Below are 18,772 nucleotides of genomic sequence, written 5' to 3'. Positions count from 1 at the left end.
GCCCGGCATACAACTGCCAGACAAGTGGAAAGCCCCTGTCGAAAGACAGGGGACTTTTGCTGTGTGCGTTTTCAGGAAGACAAAACAGTCAGGAAGACTCATTGTGAATCTTTATATCCAAATCCGTAAAAATCAAATTACAGCACGCAATCTTGCCACTCAGCGTGAGGCTTCCATGCTGAGTGCATTTAGCAACAATAGGATTTTGGTCGCTGATTTTATGGCTGCTTCTGAGGCGCTGCGAGGGGCTATCCGTCAGGTTACTCCTTTCGATTGGCGTAACTGGTTCAGTAATACGACTTTGCTGATCCACGCTTTGGAAATGAATGAAGGTGGGCTTTCTCCGGTGGAGGAACGCATACTTCAGGAGATCACGGTCATGAGCTGTCGTAAATCCAAACTCATTGTTATTTCTAGCACTGTCCCTCTGAGTGATTCTGATGCGCTGAAACGTATTCAGCAGCAGTCCTGATTATATGAATCGTGTGTTTCGTGAAACATTTTCACCTTATGCGCTGATCACTCGACATTAGTATAAAAACTCGCTATCTTCGGGCATCTGGATGTCTAAACGTTTAAACGTATGCTTTGAGGATATAAGGTTATGCCAATTCGGGTTCCTGATGAGTTACCAGCCGTTAATTTTCTGCGTAATGAGAACGTCTTTGTCATGACGTCCTCGCGTGCTAAAACTCAGGAAATTCGTCCACTTAAAGTGCTGGTTCTGAACCTGATGCCTAAAAAGATCGAGACTGAAAACCAGTTTCTGCGCCTGTTATCCAATTCGCCCTTACAGATCGATATTCAGTTGCTACGTATCGATAGCCGTGAATCAAAGAATACGCCAACCGAGCATTTGAATAACTTCTACTGTGATTTCGACGATATTCAGGACGAAAATTTTGATGGCCTGATTGTGACCGGCGCGCCGTTGGGACTGGTCGATTTTTGCGATGTTGTGTATTGGCCACAGATCGCGCGTGTCATTGAGTGGGCAAAAGAGCATGTTACCTCCACATTATTTGTGTGTTGGGCTGTACAGGCGGCTCTCAATATCCTCTACGGCATTCCCAAAATGACCCGTAAGGAGAAGCTATCTGGCGTTTATTCGCATCAAACCTTACAACCCCATGCGTTGCTGACCCGAGGCTTTGATGAAACGTTCCTGGCGCCACATTCACGCTATGCCGATTTTCCCGTTGACGTGATTCGCCAGCATACCGATTTGGATATTCTGGTTGAGTCGGAGCAGGCTGGTGCCTACCTGTTTGCCAGTAAAGATAAACGTCTGGCGTTTGTTACCGGGCACCCAGAGTATGATGCTCTGACGCTAGCGGGAGAGTTTTTCCGTGATTGTGATGCAGGACTGGATCCGATCGTTCCGGTTAACTATTTCCCGGATGACAATCCTGAATTGGCGCCGAAAGCGAGTTGGCGTAGCCATGGCCATCTACTTTTTGTCAACTGGCTGAATTACTATGTTTACCAGATCACGCCTTACGATTTACGCCAGATGAATCCTACGCTGGACTAACCAACCCTGATTCTTTTCTTTTTTAGGCACCTTTTAAGGGTGCCTTTCTTTTTTCTGCTGAATTTTTCTATTCTCATCCTTTGGTGAAATCCATTTCTCTTCCTTTTAAATTTTAATCTTCATTCTTATTATAGGGTTATGACTTAAATTTTATAAAAATGGAAATTGTTTTTGATTTTAATTTTTATTGTATTAGGCTTAATTCTGTCGGCTAAGAAATGTACATACTGGTTTGCCGATTTGGCGGTTGTTGATGAATGAAGCGGAATCTGAAAAGGAACCACGAATGATGCAGCAGACGATAAATAGAGAATTGGCGTTTAGTCAGCGTTTTGGCGAAGGTGAGAAGCAAATTCTTACCGAGGAAGCGATTGATTTCTTAACGGAACTGGTCGCACATTTCACCCCGGCACGTAATCAATTACTCGCCGAACGGCAAGTACAACAGCGTAATATCGATCAGGGTAAGCTGCCTGATTTTATTTCAGAAACAGCTTCCATTCGTGAAGAATCATGGGTAATACGTGGTATTCCCGATGACCTCCAAGATCGCCGCGTTGAAATTACGGGGCCGGTCGAACGCAAGATGGTAATCAATGCATTGAATGCCAATGTGAAGGTGTTCATGGCTGATTTTGAGGATTCCCTGTCTCCAGGATGGGAAAAGGTGATCGACGGGCAAATCAACTTACGTGACGCCGTGCGCGGTACGATTTCCTACATTAATGAAACAGGCAAAATCTACCAGTTGAAGCCTAATCCAGCCGTACTCATTTGTCGCGTGCGCGGTTTGCACCTGCCGGAAAAACATGTGTCCTGGCAGGGGGAAGCGATTCCCGGAAGCCTGTTCGATTTTGCGCTGTATTTTTTCCATAACTATCGTGAGTTGCTGAAAAAAGGGAGCGGTCCTTATTTTTATCTGCCAAAAACACAATCATGGCAGGAAGCGGCGTGGTGGAACGATGTGTTCTGCTATACGGAGGATCGCTTTGATCTGCCGCGTGGCACGATCAAAGCTACGGTGTTGATTGAAACACTGCCCGCCGTGTTCCAGATGGATGAGATCCTCTATCACCTGCGCGATCATATTGTTGGGCTAAACTGCGGCCGCTGGGACTATATCTTCAGCTATATCAAAACATTAAAGGATCATAGCGATCGCGTTCTGCCCGATCGTCAGTCGGTGACGATGGACAAACCTTTTCTTAGTGCTTATTCACGGCTGCTGATCAAGACCTGCCATCGTCGTGGCGCATTCGCGATGGGGGGAATGGCCGCTTTCATTCCGAGTAAGGATGCTGAACGTAATCACTGGGTCTTGGATAAGGTTCGTAAGGACAAGGAACTGGAGGCGAGTAATGGCCACGATGGCACTTGGGTAGCCCATCCGGGGCTGGCAGATGCCGTGATGGAGGTGTTCGATCGGGCGTTAGGTGAACGCAAAAACCAGCTTGATATCTGCCGTGAACACGATGCGCCCATTCGCGCTGAGGCGTTGCTGGAGCCTTGCCCAGGAGAACGTACCGAGGTAGGGATGCGCGCGAATATCCGCGTTGCGGTGCAGTACATCGAAGCATGGATATCCGGTAATGGCTGTGTCCCGATTTATGGGCTGATGGAAGACGCCGCGACGGCTGAAATCTCTCGTACTTCAATTTGGCAGTGGATCCGCCACGGCAAGACCTTGAGCGATGGTCGCGTGATCACCAAAGCGTTGTTCCGTCAGATGCTGGCTGAAGAGATGTTTGTCATTCAGGAGGAGTTGGGTGATGCCCGTTTTAGCGGAGGACGTTTTGATGACGCTGCCCGACTGATGGAGCAAATCACCACGCAAGATGAGCTGATCGACTTCCTGACGTTACCCGGCTACGCGCTGCTTGATTAATTCTGGCTGATAAGAAAAAGGAACCTTTGCTATGACGACCTCTCGTACCCAACAAGTCCAGCATATTGAAAAAGAGTGGAAAACTGCCCGCTGGACAGGCATTACGCGCCCCTACAGCGCAGAAGATGTGATTAATTTACGGGGTTCAGTGAACCCGGAATGCACGCTCGCGCAGTTAGGGGCGGCGAAACTGTGGAACCTGCTGCATGGCGATGCCCGCAAAGGCTATGTGAATTGTCTGGGGGCACTGACCGGTGGGCAGGCGTTACAGCAGGCGAAAGCCGGCATTGAAGCGATTTATCTGTCCGGCTGGCAGGTTGCGGCGGATGCCAATCTGGCGTCCAGCATGTATCCCGATCAGTCGCTCTATCCGGCGAATTCAGTGCCAGCGGTGATCGAACGTATCAATAATACTTTCCGGCGCGCCGATCAAATTCAGTGGGCGAACCACATTGAACCGGGTGATAAGCGCTATACCGACTACTTCCTGCCGATTGTGGCAGATGCGGAGGCGGGGTTTGGCGGCGTGCTGAATGCGTTTGAGTTGATGAAATCGATGATTGAAGCGGGTGCGGCGGCGGTTCACTTTGAGGATCAACTGGCATCGGCGAAAAAATGTGGACACATGGGGGGCAAAGTACTGGTTCCCACTCAGGAAGCGGTTCAGAAGCTGGTGGCGGCGCGTCTGGCGGCGGATGTGTTGGGGGTGCCCACTTTGCTGGTTGCGCGAACCGATGCGGATGCGGCGGATTTACTGACTTCCGACTGCGATGAATATGACCGTGATTTCATCACCGGAGAACGCACGGTGGAAGGCTTCTATCGCACCCGTGCCGGGATTGAACAGGCGATTAGCCGCGGGTTGGCCTACGCACCTTATGCCGATCTGGTGTGGTGCGAAACCTCAACGCCAGACCTATCGCTGGCGCGTCGGTTTGCCGACGCTATCCACGCGAAGTTCCCTGGCAAGCTGCTGGCGTACAACTGTTCACCTTCCTTTAACTGGAAGAAGAATCTGGATGACAGCACGATTGCGCGTTTTCAGGATGAGCTGTCGGCGATGGGCTACAAGTATCAATTCATTACGTTAGCTGGCATCCACAGCATGTGGTTCAACATGTTTGATCTGGCACATGCCTACGCACAGGGCGAGGGTATGAAGCACTATGTAGAAAAAGTGCAGCAGCCTGAGTTCGAAGCGATTAAAGATGGTTATACCTTCTCTTCGCATCAGCAGGAGGTGGGGACTGGCTATTTCGATAAGGTGACAAACATCATTCAGGGGGGGGAATCTTCAGTGACGGCGCTAACGGGATCGACGGAAGAACAGCAGTTCTGATCCTAATCCGGCCAGCGTCAGGCTGGTCGGGTTTCATCTGGAGAGCATGATGACGCGTGACCTTGAAAAGCTGGTGGCGCAGACGATCCTGCAAGGATTTGATGCGCAATATGGACGTTTTCTCGAAGTGACCGCGGGGGCGCAGCAGCGCTTTGAACAGGCTGATTGGCCCGCGGTGCAGCAGGCAATGAAGCAGCGTATTCACCTATACGATCATCATGTGGGGTTGGTGGTTGAACAGTTACGCTGTATTACAGGTATTCGCTGCGATGATGCGGATTTTCTGGCGCGAGTGAAGCATATCTACACCCGCTTACTACCGGATTATCCCCGTTTTGAGATTGCGGAAAGCTTCTTTAATTCCGTCTATTGTCGGCTGTTGAATCATCGGGAACTGACGCCCGATAAACTGTTTGTTTTCAGTTCCCAGCCTGAACAGCGTTTTCGCGAAATTCCCCGACCGATCGCCAGAACCTTTATGGCGCACAGCGGTTGGCAGAACATGCTGGAAAAGGTGCTGGGTGATGTACCGCTGCGTTTACCGTGGGAGGATTTGCCACGGGATATTGCCTATATCATGGCATATTTACAGCGCACATTTTCGGCAGAGCAGCTTACGCAGGCGACGTTACAGGTGGCGAATGAGCTGTTTTATCGTAACAAAGCGGCCTGGCTGGTGGGCAAGCTGTCGCTTCCTGACGGTATTTTTCCGTTCCTGTTGCCGATTCATCACAATGAACGCGGGGCATTATTTATTGATACCTGCCTGACCAGCCAGGCAGATGCCAGCATCGTGTTCGGTTTTGCTCGCTCTTACTTCATGGTGTATGCCCCGCTGCCGTCTGCGCTGGTCGCTTGGCTACGAGATATTCTACCGGGGAAGACAACGGCGGAACTCTATCTGGCCATCGGCTGCCAGAAGCACAGTAAAACCGAGTATTACCGCGAATACCTGCATTACATGGCGACATCGCAAGAGCAATTCATTATCGCCCCCGGCGTGAAAGGCATGGTGATGCTGGTGTTTACACTGCCTTCTTTCGATCGCGTATTTAAAGTCATTAAGGATCGCTTTGCGCCGCAGAAAGAGGTGAGTGCGGATCGGGTTATGGCATGCTATCAATTAGTGAAAGAACACGACCGCGTTGGACGCATGGCGGATACGCAGGAATATGAAAACTTCGTTATCGATAAACATCGCATCAGCCCGGAACTGTTGGATGAGCTTTGGCGGGAAGTGCCGGAAAAGCTGGAGGATCTGGGCGACCAACTAGTAATCCGACATTTGTACATGGAGCGCCGGATGACGCCGCTGAATCTCTATCTGGAACAGGCAAACGCACAGCAACTGCATGATGTCATTGAGGAGTACGGTAACGCTATCAAGCAGTTGGCGGCGGCAAATATTTTCCCCGGCGACATGCTATTCAAGAATTTCGGCGTCACCCGTCATGGGCGGGTCGTGTTTTATGACTACGACGAAATCTGTTATATGACCGAAGTGAATTTCCGCAAGATTCCGCCGCCGCGTCACCCGGAGGACGAACTGGCCGCTGAACCGTGGTACAGCGTTGCGCCGAATGATGTCTTTCCCGAAGAGTTTCCCCATTTCCTGTGTAGCGACCATCATATTCGTACGCTGTTTGAGGAGTTGCACGGCGATCTGTTTTGCGCGGATTACTGGCGGGCATTACAGCAGCGCATCAGGGAAGGGCACATTGAGGATGTGTATGCCTACCGGCGGCGCAAGCGCTTTAGCCAGCGCACCGAACCTTTATACATCAATACTGAGAATGATTCTGGCCTTTGCCGTGATCCGGCGTAAAAAATTATGCTGAGGAGATAGCAGGCTTAGGATGAGCCGCATGGACGCGGCTCAAGCTTGCGCCACGTAGGGAACGTGTCGCAAGCGGTCCGTTAAGCTTGATAGCGACGAAGGCACCGCGTCAGCGGCATAATTTCCGCCGAAAGCCTGGGGTCACGGGGCGAGCGGCGTTTGAGCCGTCCCGTGTCGGGCGCGTGCTACGGAGTAGCATGAAAATGACGGTATTATCGCGCACGAAATTTTCCCGTGGTTTGCATAAATATAAGCCTAAAAGAGCTGATGAGAGTATATCTTGCTATAACCCGCTGTATTCCTGCATCACCTGCTTGGCGGCTTTGATCACCAGCGCGCCGAGTTCTGTGACGCGATCGTCCGTGATGCGCGACACGGGGCCGGAGATGGAAATGGCGGCGAAGGCTTCATGGTGTTCATCCAGAATACAGGCGGCGATACAACGCAGTCCCAGCGCGTGTTCTTCATCATCGAACGAATAGCCCTGTTTGCGAATCAGTGACAGATTCTCCTTCAGGATTTGTGGCGAGCTGAACGTATGTGGCGTGTAGCCATGCAGCCCTTTCTTATGCAGCAGTTGCGTGACCTGCACATCGGGCAAATGTGCCAGAAACGCTTTCCCGGCACCGGAAGCATGCATCGGTAACTTACCGCCGATGGGGGCAGACATGCGCATCAGCGCCGTGCATTGCACCTGATCGATGATGATCGCCTGAATGTCGGTCTGATCGAGCACGGCCAGATTGACGGTTTCGCCCGAGTCTTCCATCAACTTGCGAAGTATCGGATGCACAATCGCCAGCAGGTTGCGGCTTTGCAGAAAGCTACTGCCGACGATAAAGGCGTGTGAGCCAATCGTCCACAGTCCCAAATCGCCGACCTGCCGTACGAAGCCCTGCTGTTGCATGGTGGTAAGCAGGCGGTGGGTGGTGGAATTGGGTAAACCCGCTTGCTGAGCGAGATCGGTTAGCGCCACGCTGCCATTTGCTTTGGCGATATATTCCAGCAGCGTCAGGCCACGAGTCAGCGACTGAACCTGTCCGGTCGGCTGCGCGGCGGTGCCCGTGCTGGCTTTGGGCTTTTTCCCGCGTTTGGCTGGTTCTGGTGGCGTCATAACATCGATTCCTTTTTAGGATAATGGAATTAATTTTCGTTTTTTTGCCACAGAATGCAACTCTTCTTTCTCCACGCTTTTATCGGCAAATGATCTGAAAAAGTCTCATGATACGCTGCGTTAGCGCCCCTGTAACTTATGCTAGGATAGAGGCCATAACGATATAAATGGTTATTGGCCGGGATGGGGTTCGCGTGAGTAATCGGGTAGATGAATTGCGGCGTCAATTGGCGCAACGCATTATGGTACTGGATGGTGGAATGGGAACCATGATCCAGGGGTATCGCCTTCAGGAAGCAGATTATCGCGGCGAGCGCTTTGCTGACTGGCCGAGCGATGTAAAAGGCAATAACGATCTACTGGTGCTTACCAAACCGCAGGTGATCGGTGAAATCCACGATGCCTATCTGGAAGCCGGTGCCGACATTCTCGAAACCAATACCTTCAACGCGACCACCATTGCGATGGCGGATTATGATATGGAAGCGCTGTCGGCGGAAATCAATACCGTCGCTGCCCAGTTGGCGCGTGCCAGTGCGGATAAATGGACGGCGCTAACGCCGGATAAGCCGCGCTATGTTGCTGGCGTGCTCGGCCCGACGAACCGTACCGCATCGATCTCTCCTGATGTTAACGATCCGGCGTTTCGTAACGTCAGTTTTGATCAACTGGTGGAAGCCTATCGCGAATCGACACGCGCCTTGATCGCTGGTGGCGTCGATCTGATCATGATCGAAACCATTTTCGATACATTAAATGCCAAAGCGGCGATTTTCGCCGTCGAAAGTGAATTTGAGGCGTTAGGGATCGTCCTACCGGTGATGATTTCCGGTACGATCACGGATGCCTCAGGGCGCACATTATCCGGCCAAACCACGGAAGCTTTTTACAACGCTCTGCGTCATTCCCGCCCGCTGTCCTTCGGCCTGAACTGTGCGCTGGGGCCGGATGAACTGCGTCAGTATGTCGCCGAGCTATCGCGTATTTCAGAATGCTATGTGAGCGCACACCCGAACGCTGGTCTCCCCAACGCTTTCGGCGAGTACGATCTGGATCCGGCTGATATGGCGCAACATATCGGCGAATGGGCGCGCGCCGGTTTTCTGAATATCGTCGGTGGCTGCTGTGGATCGACGCCCGCACATATTGCCGCGATGGCGAAAGTGGTGGAAGGCGTGCCGCCACGTAAGCTGCCTGAGATTGCGGTTGCCTGCCGCTTATCTGGTCTGGAACCGTTGAATATCGATGCCAATACCCTGTTTGTTAACGTGGGGGAACGGACGAACGTTACCGGTTCGGCGCGGTTTAAACGTCTGATCAAAGAAGAGAAATACAACGAAGCGCTGGATGTCGCCCGCCAGCAGGTGGAAAGCGGCGCGCAGATCATCGATATCAACATGGATGAAGGCATGCTGGATGCGGAAGCGGCGATGATCCGCTTTCTGAATCTTATCGCGGGCGAGCCTGATATTGCCCGAGTACCGATCATGATCGACTCCTCAAAATGGGACGTGGTCGAGAAAGGGCTGAAATGCATTCAGGGCAAAGGCATTGTTAACTCGATCTCCATGAAGGAAGGCGTTGAAGCCTTTGTTCACCATGCCAAACTAGTACGGCGTTATGGCGCAGCCGTGGTCGTCATGGCGTTTGATGAAGTCGGTCAGGCGGATACTCGTGCGCGAAAAATTGAAATTTGTCGCCGGGCGTACTGCATCCTGACAGAAGAAGTCGGCTTCCCACCGGAAGACATCATTTTTGATCCGAACATTTTCGCTGTGGCAACGGGGATCGAGGAGCACAACAACTACGCAGTGGATTTCATCGAGGCCTGTGCAGATATCAAGGCGCAGTTGCCACATGCGATGATCTCCGGCGGCGTGTCTAACGTGTCCTTCTCATTCCGTGGTAACGATCTGGTGCGTGAGGCGATCCACGCCGTCTTCCTGTATTACGCGATCCGCAATGGGATGGATATGGGGATCGTGAATGCCAGCCAACTGGCGATCTATGACGATCTTCCCGCTGAGCTGCGTGAGGCGGTTGAGGATGTGATCCTGAACCGGCGCAGCGATGCCACTGAACGTATGCTCGAACTGGCGGAAAAATATCGCGGCACTAAAACGGAAGAGGAAGGCAGCAAAACGCAGGCGGAGTGGCGTGGCTGGGATGTGAAGAAGCGTCTGGAGTATTCGCTGGTTAAAGGTATTACCGAATTTATCGAGCTGGACACCGAAGAAGCGCGCCAGCAGGCAGCGCGACCTATTGAGGTGATCGAAGGCCCGCTGATGGACGGCATGAACGTGGTTGGCGATCTGTTTGGCGCAGGGAAAATGTTTTTGCCGCAGGTGGTGAAATCGGCCCGCGTGATGAAACAGGCGGTGGCCTATCTTCAGCCCTACATTGAAGCCAGCAAAGCCAAAGGCTCATCCGCTGGGAAAATCCTACTGGCGACGGTAAAAGGTGACGTCCACGATATCGGCAAGAATATCGTCGGTGTGGTGCTGCAATGTAATAACTACGAAATTATCGATCTGGGCGTGATGGTGCCGACGGATAAGATCCTGAAGACCGCGCGTGAAGAGAATGTTGACATCATCGGGCTGTCTGGGCTGATTACGCCGTCGCTGGATGAAATGGTCAACGTGGCGAAAGAGATGGAGCGTCAGGGCTTTACGCTGCCGCTGCTGATTGGTGGCGCGACGACCTCTAAAGCGCACACCGCCGTGAAGATTGAGCAGAACTACAGCGGCCCGACGGTTTACGTGCAGAACGCCTCACGCTCTGTTGGCGTGGTGTCGGCGCTCTTGTCCGGCGCACAATATGACGACTTCGTTGCGCGTACCCGCAAAGAGTACGAAACCGTGCGTATTCAGCATGCACGTAAAAAACCGCGAACGCCGCCCGTGACGTTGGAAGCGGCGCGCGCTAACGCCTCGGATCTGGATTGGGAAAACTACACGCCGCCGGTGGCGCATCGTCTGGGCGTGCAGGCCGTGACGGTCAGTATTGAAACGTTGCGCAACTACATCGACTGGACACCGTTCTTTATGACCTGGTCGCTGGCGGGGAAATATCCCCGTATTCTGGAAGATGAGGTCGTGGGAGAAGAGGCTAAACGTCTGTTTGCCGATGCCAACGCGATGTTGGATGACTTATCCGCGCGCGGTGCGCTGAATCCTCGTGGCGTGGTGGGCTTATTCCCGGCGAACCGCGTGGGGGATGACGTGGTGATGTATACCGATGAACGGCGCGAAACGGTGCTGGCTGTCAGTCATCACCTGCGCCAACAGACGGAAAAAACCGATTTTCCGAACTACTGTTTGTCCGATTTTGTGGCACCGAAATCCTGTGGTAAGCCGGATTATCTCGGTGCTTTCGCGGTCACTGGCGGGCTGGAAGAGGATACGCTGGCCGATCTGTGGGAAGCTCAACATGATGATTATAACAAGATCATGGTGAAGGCGATCTCGGATCGCCTGGCGGAAGCCTTTGCGGAATATCTGCATGAACGCGTGCGTAAGGTGTACTGGGGCTATGCGCCGAATGAAAACCTGAGTAATGAACTGCTGATCCGCGAAAATTATCAGGGGATTCGTCCTGCGCCGGGTTATCCGGCCTGCCCGGATCACACCGAGAAAGCGCAAATCTGGCAACTGCTGGATGTGGAAAAACATACCGGCATGAAGCTCACGGAATCTTACGCCATGTGGCCGGGCGCATCGGTATCCGGCTGGTACTTTAGCCACCCCGACAGCAAATATTTCGCCGTCGCACAAATCCAGCGCGATCAGGCGGAGGATTACGCACTACGCAAAGGCATGGATGTGAGTGAAGTGGAGCGCTGGTTAGCGCCAAACCTCGGCTATGATGCGGATTAAGTCGAAGATGACCCATTTGGGGCACCTAATAAAATGGTACTACCTCTGGTAAGATAACTGTTCGTTATCTCATCATTATACTGTTTAACCGGAGGCCGGACTTTTTGTTAACACTGCTAAATCTCCTCTCTGCGATTGCGTTACTGGTGTGGGGCACTCACATTGTTCGCACTGGTATCATGCGGGTTTATGGCACCCAGCTACGGCGGGTGCTCAGCGATAGCGTTGAGAAAAAACCGTTGGCTTTTATGGCTGGCATTGGCGTCACTGCGCTGGTGCAGAGCAGCAATGCGACCGCCTTACTGACGACCTCTTTTGTTGCTCAGGGGCTGGTGGCATTAACTCCTGCGCTGGTGATTATTCTCGGCGCGGATGTGGGTACGGCACTGATGGTGCGTATCCTGACGTTCGATCTCTCCTGGCTCTCTCCGCTATTGATTTTCCTGGGCGTGATATTTTTCCTCAGCCGTAAGCAGACGCGGGTGGGCCAGATTGGCCGTGTGGCGATTGGGCTAGGGCTGATTTTGCTGGCGCTGGAAATGATCGTCATCGCCGCCGCGCCGATTACGCAAACGTCGGGCGTGAAGGTACTGTTCTCTTCATTGACGGGCGACGTCATGCTGGATGCGCTGGCGGGCGCGCTGTTCGCGGTGATCACTTATTCCAGTCTGGCGGCGGTGTTGCTGACGGCAACGCTGACGGCAAGCGGCGTGATCTCGCTGGAGGTGGCGATGTGTCTGGTCATTGGCGCCAATCTGGGCAGTGGATTGCTGACGATGATGAGTACCTCGACGCAGAATGCGGCAGGCCGACGCGTTGCACTCGGCAGTATGCTGTTCAAGCTGATAGGCTGTTTGGCGGTGCTGCCAATGGTTGAACCACTATCGCGCTGGCTGACACACATTCCGCTGGAGGACGAAGAGCTGGTGATTTATTTCCACCTGTTCTATAACCTGATTCGTTGTCTGCTGCTGATTCCGCTTACCGGCGTGGTGGCACGCCTGTCCTGTGCGATGATCGCGGATTCACCGCAGGTTGATCTCCAGATGAAACCGCGTCATCTGGATAGCAGTTCGCTGGATACGCCAGCGCTGGCATTAACCAATGCCGCACGGGAAACGCTGCGCATTGGCGATGTGTTGGAGCAGATGCTGCGTTTGTACCGCGAGGTCTTGCAGGGCGACCATATGCAGCGGCGGGAAATTCGGCGGCTGGATGATGATGTCGATATTCTGTATACCGCGATTAAGCTCTATCTGGCGCAGATTCAGAAAGACGGCCTGGATGAGCGGGATTCCCGGCGCTGGGCGGAAGTGATTGAAGTGGCGCTGAATCTGGAACAGGCGGGAGATATTATCGAACGTATGGCCGATGACATTGCTAATCATTCCTCCGGCGTACGTATGGCATTTTCCGCTCAGGGGCTGGAAGAGTTGAATCACCTGCATGAACAACTGCTGGCGAATCTGCGTCTGGGGCTGTCGGTTTTCCTGTCGGAAGATGTCACCAGCGCGAAACGTCTGCGTCGTGCCAAACATCGCTTCCGCATTATGAACCGCCGTTATGCACATGCGCATGTCGACCGCTTACATCAACATAATGTGCAGAGTCTGGAAACCAGTTCGCTTCATCTGGGTCTGCTTGGTGATATGAACCGACTGAATTCCCTGTTCTGCGCGGTGGCATATAACGTCTTGATTGTGCAGCAAGATGGGGATGAAGAACGCGAAGAATCACCGCTGACGCTATGATTCCCTTTGTGGGGTTTCACTGGATATAGCAGTCTACTTTTATGCTGACTGAGAGATAGTTTCGTGCGCGATAACATCGTTATTTTCATGCTACGTCGTAGCACGCGCCCGACATGGGGCGGCTCAGGCGCCGCTCGCCCCATGACCCCAAGGCTTTTGGCGGAAATTATGCCGCTGGCGCGGTTCCAGCGGTGTACCTGACCGCTAGTCGAGCCGCCAGTGACGCGTTCCCTACGCGGCACTGGCTTTCGCGACGTCCTGTCGCTCACTCGGCGGTCAAGCCCACCGCTGCATAATTTTTTACGCCGGATAATCGCAAAACCCACGATGCTTCTGCATTTGTGTATAAGAGGCAGCGTGCAGAGCGAGAACTTACTCGAACAGGCTGCGGTGTAGCGTCTGTACCACCCGCTCGGCGTCATCACCTGGCACCAGGAAGCACAGGTTGTTGCTGCTGGCGCCGTAGCAGATCAGGCGAATACGGAACGGTTCCAGCACGCCAAATACTTCTTTCCCAACGCCACAGGCCTGAGACAGCTTATTGCCGATCAGCGCGACCAAAGACAGATTCTCTTCCACTTCAACGCGACACAGCGATGACAACTCGGTCAGCAGGGCGCTCGACAGCAGGCTGTCGCCTGTTGAGGTGGAGCCAGTGGTGTCGAGCGTCAGGGCCACGTTGACTTCTGATGTAGTGATCAGGTCAACGGAGATGTTGTGACGTGCCAGAATACTGAACACCTCAGCCAGAAAGCCGCGCGCGTGCAGCATGTTCAGGCTATACAGGGTGAGCAGCGTTTGTTTACGACGCAACGCCAGAGCGCGGAACAGCGGCGGGTTTTCCGTTTTATTGCACACCAGCGTACCGCCAGCGGCGGGATCTTTGCTAGAGCCGACGAACACCGGAATATCGCTACGCACTGCCGGCAGCAGCGTGGCAGGGTGCAGGACTTTCGCCCCGAATGTCGCCATTTCGGCGGCTTCTTCAAACATGATTTGATCGATGCGTTTTGCCGTCGGCACCACGCGTGGGTCGGTGGTGTAGATGCCGGGAACATCGGTCCAGATGTCAATGCGGCTGACGTTGAGCGCTTCGCCCAGCAGCGCCGCCGTATAGTCGCTACCACCGCGACCCAAGGTAGTCGTGCGGCCTTTCGCTTCACTGCCAATAAAGCCCTGCGTGATCACCAGACCTTGTTCAAGGCGCGGCAGCAACTGGCTGCGCGTCAGTTCACCCAGTATGTCGCAGTCCGGCTGTGCGCGGCCAAAATTATCATCGGTACGCATGATTTTGCGCACATCAAACCACTCTGCCACCACATCGCGCTGACGCAGAATTTCGACAAACAGCAGGGTAGACATCAGCTCGCCGTGGCTGACCAATTCATCGGTCAATGCGTTCGATGTGGCGAGCGCGGCGGCTTCAGACAGCGTGGTAACATTGTCCAGCATGCGGTCAATCTCATCGCGAATCACGCTTTGATTGGTGAGCTTGTCGATGATGGCATATTGAATCTGGCGGATTTTCGCCAGCTTGTCAGCACGCGCTTCCGGCGTCTGACCTTCGGCGAGTGCGACCAGTAAATTGGTGATCCCCGCGGAGGCCGACAGCACCACAACGCGTACATTGGGATTAGATAACACCACATCGGCGCTGCGATTCATGGCGTCAAAATCCGCGACGCTGGTGCCGCCGAATTTGGCAATAACGGTAGGGTTCGCGTGTGCGGATACTTCAGTTGCAGACATATCTAAAAACCTCGTGTCAGGGGGTAAGCTGTTTGTTGTCAACAGCATTCCATTCATCAGCCTTGGCACAGGGGGAGAGCAGAAGTAGGGGGCAGGCGTAGAAAATTCGCTACGATACACCCAGAAGCGCTCCACCTTGCTGAACGTCCATCAGGACGAATCCGGTGACAACCCAGAGGATTCAGCCTCTGTGGTCGATAGCGTGAAAGCCGTATTTCACGCCATCTCGGCGTCGCTCCCCCTCGGATATCATCAGCGGATTACGGTTCCTCCGATATCTTACCTGGGCGACGCGCCTCTTCTGGCTTGCACACCGAGTGTGCAAGTACGGTGTTACAAATAACGGGTTATGCGGTTTCTGTCAATAAACAATCTGTCAGTCAACGACAAGCTGTCAGTAAACCACGGGTCATAAACCGCTTTTAGCAAGAAAAGGGATCTCAATCGGGATTTTAAGGGATACAATCGATTCAGTCACTTTGAACTCATGCTTAGAGAGAAAGTCGCATTATGAAAAATATCAATCCACGCCAAACTGCCGCCTGGCAGGCATTACAAACCCATTTTGACGCGATGAAAGACGTGCAAATCAGCGAACTGTTTGCACAGGATAGCGATCGTTTCGCGCATTTTTCCGCCACGTTCGACGATCTGATGCTGGTGGATTACGCCAAAAACCGCATTACGGCTGAAACGATGGATAAACTGCACGCGCTGGCGCGGGAAACCGACCTGTCTGCGGCGATTCAGTCCATGTTTGCGGGCGAGAAGATTAACCGCACAGAAGACCGCGCGGTGCTGCACGTTGCTCTGCGTAACCGCAGCAATACGCCGATTCTGGTGGATGGCAAGGACGTGATGCCGGAAGTCAACGCGGTGCTGGCGAAGATGAAAGATTTCAGCGAGCGCGTGATCGGTGGCGAGTGGAAAGGCTATACCGGAAAAACGATCACGGACGTGGTTAACATCGGTATCGGCGGTTCCGACCTCGGCCCGTTCATGGTGACGGAAGCGCTGAAGCCTTATAAAAATCACCTCAACATGCATTTTGTCTCCAACGTTGACGGCACCCATATTGCTGAAACGTTGAAGCCACTGGACCCGGAAACTACGCTGTTCCTCGTGGCGTCAAAAACCTTCACCACGCAGGAAACCATGACCAATGCGCACAGCGCACGCGACTGGTTCCTGAAAACGGCGCAGGACGAGAAACATGTCGCCAAGCATTTTGCCGCGCTGTCCACCAACGCGAAAGCCGTCGGCGAATTTGGCATCGACACCAACAACATGTTCGAATTCTGGGACTGGGTGGGGGGGCGCTACTCGCTGTGGTCGGCGATTGGGCTGTCCATCATCCTCTCTTTAGGGTTTGAGAACTTTGAAAAATTGCTCAGCGGTGCGCACGCGATGGATAAGCACTTTGCTTCCACGCCAGCGGAGAAAAACCTGCCTGTGCTGCTGGCGCTGATCGGTATTTGGTACAACAATTTCTTTGGTGCTGAAACCGAAGCGATTCTGCCGTATGACCAATACATGCACCGTTTCGCGGCCTATTTCCAGCAAGGGAATATGGAATCTAACGGAAAATATGTCGATCGCAACGGCAATCCAGTGGATTACCAGACCGGGCCGATTATCTGGGGGGAACCGGGTACGAACGGTCAGCATGCGTTCTATCAGTTGATTCATCAGGGCACCAAACTGGTTCCGTGTGATTTCATTGCGCCGGCTGTCAGCCATAACCCATTGAGCGATCACCATAGCAAGCTGCTGTCGAACTTTTTTGCACAGACGGAAGCGCTGGCGTTCGGCAAGAGCCGCGATGTCGTGGAAGCTGAATTTGCGGCCGCAGGCAAACGTGCGCAAGACGTGGAGCATGTGGCACCGTTTAAGGTGTTTGAAGGCAACCGTCCGACCAACTCGATCCTGCTGCGCGAAATCACGCCGTACAGTCTGGGGGCGCTGATCGCACTGTATGAGCACAAGATCTTTACTCAAGGCGCAATCCTGAACATCTTCACGTTCGATCAGTGGGGCGTGGAGTTAGGGAAACAACTGGCGAATCGTATTCTGCCAGAGCTGGAAAATGACAGCACGATCGACAGCCATGACAGTTCCACTAATGGGCTGATCAACCGCTTCAAGGCGTGGCGTAACTAATCGGGCCTGTGCCCTTTGGTTTTTCAATCGCAAGGAGGAAGACATGCAGGTTCGTATTGTGTTGGGGCTATCCGCGGCCGTTTTGCTGGCAGGGTGCAGCAGCACCAGCCAACTCAGCGCCGCCGGGCAGGCTGTCACGTTCACGGATACTAAGCCAGGAAGCGAATGTCAGTTACTAGGACAAGCCAGCGGTAGCCAGTCTAACTGGCTGGCGGGCAACCATGGCGACGGCAGTTCTATGCGCGGTGCAGCGAACGATCTGCGTAATAACGCGGCGGCGATGGGAGGCAATACCATCTATGGCGCGACCAGCCCGAGTGAAACGTTCTGGTCAAGTTTTGCGCCGCTAGACAGCAAGATGAACGGCAGCGTGTATAAGTGTCCTTAAGCTAAAGAAAAACGGGGTGAGAGTGGGGAAACCTGCTCTCACCTGATTGTTTTCCCAATAGATTACTCACCGTAGTGGTTCGGCGTCGTCCTGATGCTGTTTCATCCCTAAATCCAGCGGTGTCTTGCTGGCTTCTCCCCCGATTTCCCGTGCCAGACGTGGCACCAGATAGCCGGATACTTTCTTGAGCAGTGCTTGAACCAGCACGCGCGCCTCGTTGTCATCCACCAGAAAATGTGCGGCACCCTGAACTTTATCGAGTACGTGCAGGTAGTAAGGCAGAATACCAGCGTCAAATAACGCATTACTTAGTTGGGCGAGCGTCTCTGCACTGTCATTCACCCCGCGCAGCAGTACACTTTGGTTGAGTAGTGTCACGCCTGCGCGGCGCAAACGTGCCATACTTTGTGTTAAATCAGGATCGATTTCCTGCGGGTGGTTAATATGCGTCACCAGCAGCACCTGAAGTGAACTGCGGGACAGGCGATCGCACAGTGCGTCAGTGATGCGGGCAGGGATCACCACCGGCAAGCGGCTGTGAATACGCAGGCGTTTCAGATGCGGGATATGTTCCAACTCGGTGATCAGCCAATCCAGCTCGTGGTCTTTGGCCATTAGCGGGTCGCCGCCGGAAAAAATGATTTCATCCAGTTCAGGATGTTGACGGATATAATCCAGCGCCTGACGCCAGTTTGTTTTATTGCCCTGATTATCCTGATACGGAAAATGGCGGCGGAAGCAGTAGCGGCAATTTACCGCACAGCCGCCTTTAACCAGTAGCAGAGCGCGGTTGTGATATTTGTGCAGTAGCCCCGGAACGACGCTGTGTTGTTCATCAAGCGGGTCATGGGTGAAGCCTGGCGTGGCTATAAACTCCTCGCGCGCGGTCAATACCTGTTGCAGCAACGGATCGTCAGGATTACCTTTTTGCATCCGTGCGGCGAAGGCGCGCGGTACACGTAGCGCAAAAAGCCTGCGTGCATCGTTGCCTTGCCGGAGTTTAGCGTGATCGTTCAGTGCCAAAAGTTGCAGTAATTCATCAGGATCGGTAATTACGTCTGCAAGTTGCTGCAACCAATCTTCTCTGGAAGGTATATTTAGGGTTACAATGTGTGCCATTTTTTTGGCTTCGTACCA

General features: G+C 53.2%; 12 protein-coding genes and 1 riboswitch. Of the genes, 9 read left to right on the top strand and 3 right to left on the bottom strand.

Going from position 1 to position 18,772, the window contains the following annotated elements; all coding sequences use genetic code 11:
* The 5 genes from OI69_RS05465 to aceK form a co-directional block, all read left to right on the top strand.
* Nucleotides 1-472: YjaA family stress response protein (locus tag OI69_RS05465; RefSeq protein ID WP_154715520.1), on the top strand; the 472-nt coding region annotated here is incomplete at its 5' end.
* 132 nt (nucleotides 473-604) lie between these two features.
* Entirely contained in the window at nucleotides 605-1,534 is a 930-nt protein-coding gene (gene metA / locus OI69_RS05460; RefSeq protein ID WP_039347041.1) for a homoserine O-acetyltransferase MetA, read from the top strand.
* Between the two features lie 286 nt (nucleotides 1,535-1,820).
* Entirely contained in the window at nucleotides 1,821-3,419 is a 1,599-nt protein-coding gene (gene aceB, locus OI69_RS05455) for a malate synthase A (RefSeq protein WP_039347038.1), read from the top strand.
* Between the two features lie 31 nt (nucleotides 3,420-3,450).
* Entirely contained in the window at nucleotides 3,451-4,758 is a 1,308-nt protein-coding gene (gene aceA, locus OI69_RS05450; protein WP_039347035.1) for an isocitrate lyase, read from the top strand.
* Between the two features lie 49 nt (nucleotides 4,759-4,807).
* Nucleotides 4,808-6,583 (top strand): bifunctional isocitrate dehydrogenase kinase/phosphatase, encoded by a 1,776-nt coding sequence (gene aceK, locus OI69_RS05445; RefSeq protein WP_039347032.1) that lies wholly within the window; start codon nucleotides 4,808-4,810, stop codon nucleotides 6,581-6,583.
* A 295-nt stretch (nucleotides 6,584-6,878) separates the two neighbouring features.
* On the opposite strand, the gene iclR is transcribed toward aceK, so the two are convergent.
* Entirely contained in the window at nucleotides 6,879-7,709 is an 831-nt protein-coding gene (gene iclR / locus OI69_RS05440; RefSeq protein ID WP_039347029.1) for a glyoxylate bypass operon transcriptional repressor IclR, read from the bottom strand.
* A 167-nt stretch (nucleotides 7,710-7,876) separates the two neighbouring features.
* Here iclR and metH point away from each other — a divergent pair, with 167 nt between their 5' ends.
* Together metH and OI69_RS05430 are read left to right on the top strand one after the other, a co-directional pair.
* Nucleotides 7,877-11,587: a methionine synthase gene (gene metH, locus OI69_RS05435; protein ID WP_154715519.1), complete on the top strand. Its 3,711-nt coding sequence runs from the start codon at nucleotides 7,877-7,879 to the stop codon at nucleotides 11,585-11,587.
* A 104-nt stretch (nucleotides 11,588-11,691) separates the two neighbouring features.
* On the top strand, nucleotides 11,692-13,338 hold the full coding sequence (locus OI69_RS05430; RefSeq protein WP_039347026.1) for a Na/Pi cotransporter family protein: 1,647 nt from the start codon (nucleotides 11,692-11,694) through the stop codon (nucleotides 13,336-13,338).
* Between the two features lie 372 nt (nucleotides 13,339-13,710).
* On the opposite strand, the gene lysC is transcribed toward OI69_RS05430, so the two are convergent.
* The gene (gene lysC, locus OI69_RS05425; RefSeq protein ID WP_039347006.1) at nucleotides 13,711-15,087 is read right to left on the bottom strand and encodes a lysine-sensitive aspartokinase 3; all 1,377 of its coding nucleotides are present in this window, start codon (nucleotides 15,085-15,087) and stop codon (nucleotides 13,711-13,713) included.
* A 116-nt stretch (nucleotides 15,088-15,203) separates the two neighbouring features.
* A riboswitch (Lysine riboswitch) is annotated at nucleotides 15,204-15,396 on the bottom strand.
* 201 nt (nucleotides 15,397-15,597) lie between these two features.
* Between lysC and pgi the strand changes: the two genes are divergently transcribed.
* Nucleotides 15,598-17,247, top strand: a complete 1,650-nt coding sequence (gene pgi, locus OI69_RS05420; RefSeq protein WP_039347002.1) for a glucose-6-phosphate isomerase — start codon at nucleotides 15,598-15,600, stop codon at nucleotides 17,245-17,247.
* 43 nt (nucleotides 17,248-17,290) lie between these two features.
* Complete coding sequence (locus OI69_RS05415) at nucleotides 17,291-17,635, top strand: DUF4156 domain-containing protein (protein ID WP_039346999.1); 345 nt, start codon at nucleotides 17,291-17,293, stop codon at nucleotides 17,633-17,635.
* Nucleotides 17,636-17,701: 66 nt separating this feature from the next.
* Here the strand turns inward: OI69_RS05415 and epmB are convergent, their stop codons facing one another.
* Nucleotides 17,702-18,754, bottom strand: coding sequence for an EF-P beta-lysylation protein EpmB (gene epmB, locus OI69_RS05410; protein WP_039346994.1), 1,053 nt, complete (start codon nucleotides 18,752-18,754; stop codon nucleotides 17,702-17,704).
* Nucleotides 18,755-18,772 lie beyond the last annotated feature (18 nt).

Origin of the sequence: Pectobacterium fontis (assembly GCF_000803215.1) — a bacterium.
GTDB classification, from domain to species: domain Bacteria; phylum Pseudomonadota; class Gammaproteobacteria; order Enterobacterales; family Enterobacteriaceae; genus Pectobacterium; species Pectobacterium fontis.
This window is presented reverse-complemented; position numbering and strand designations above follow the sequence as displayed.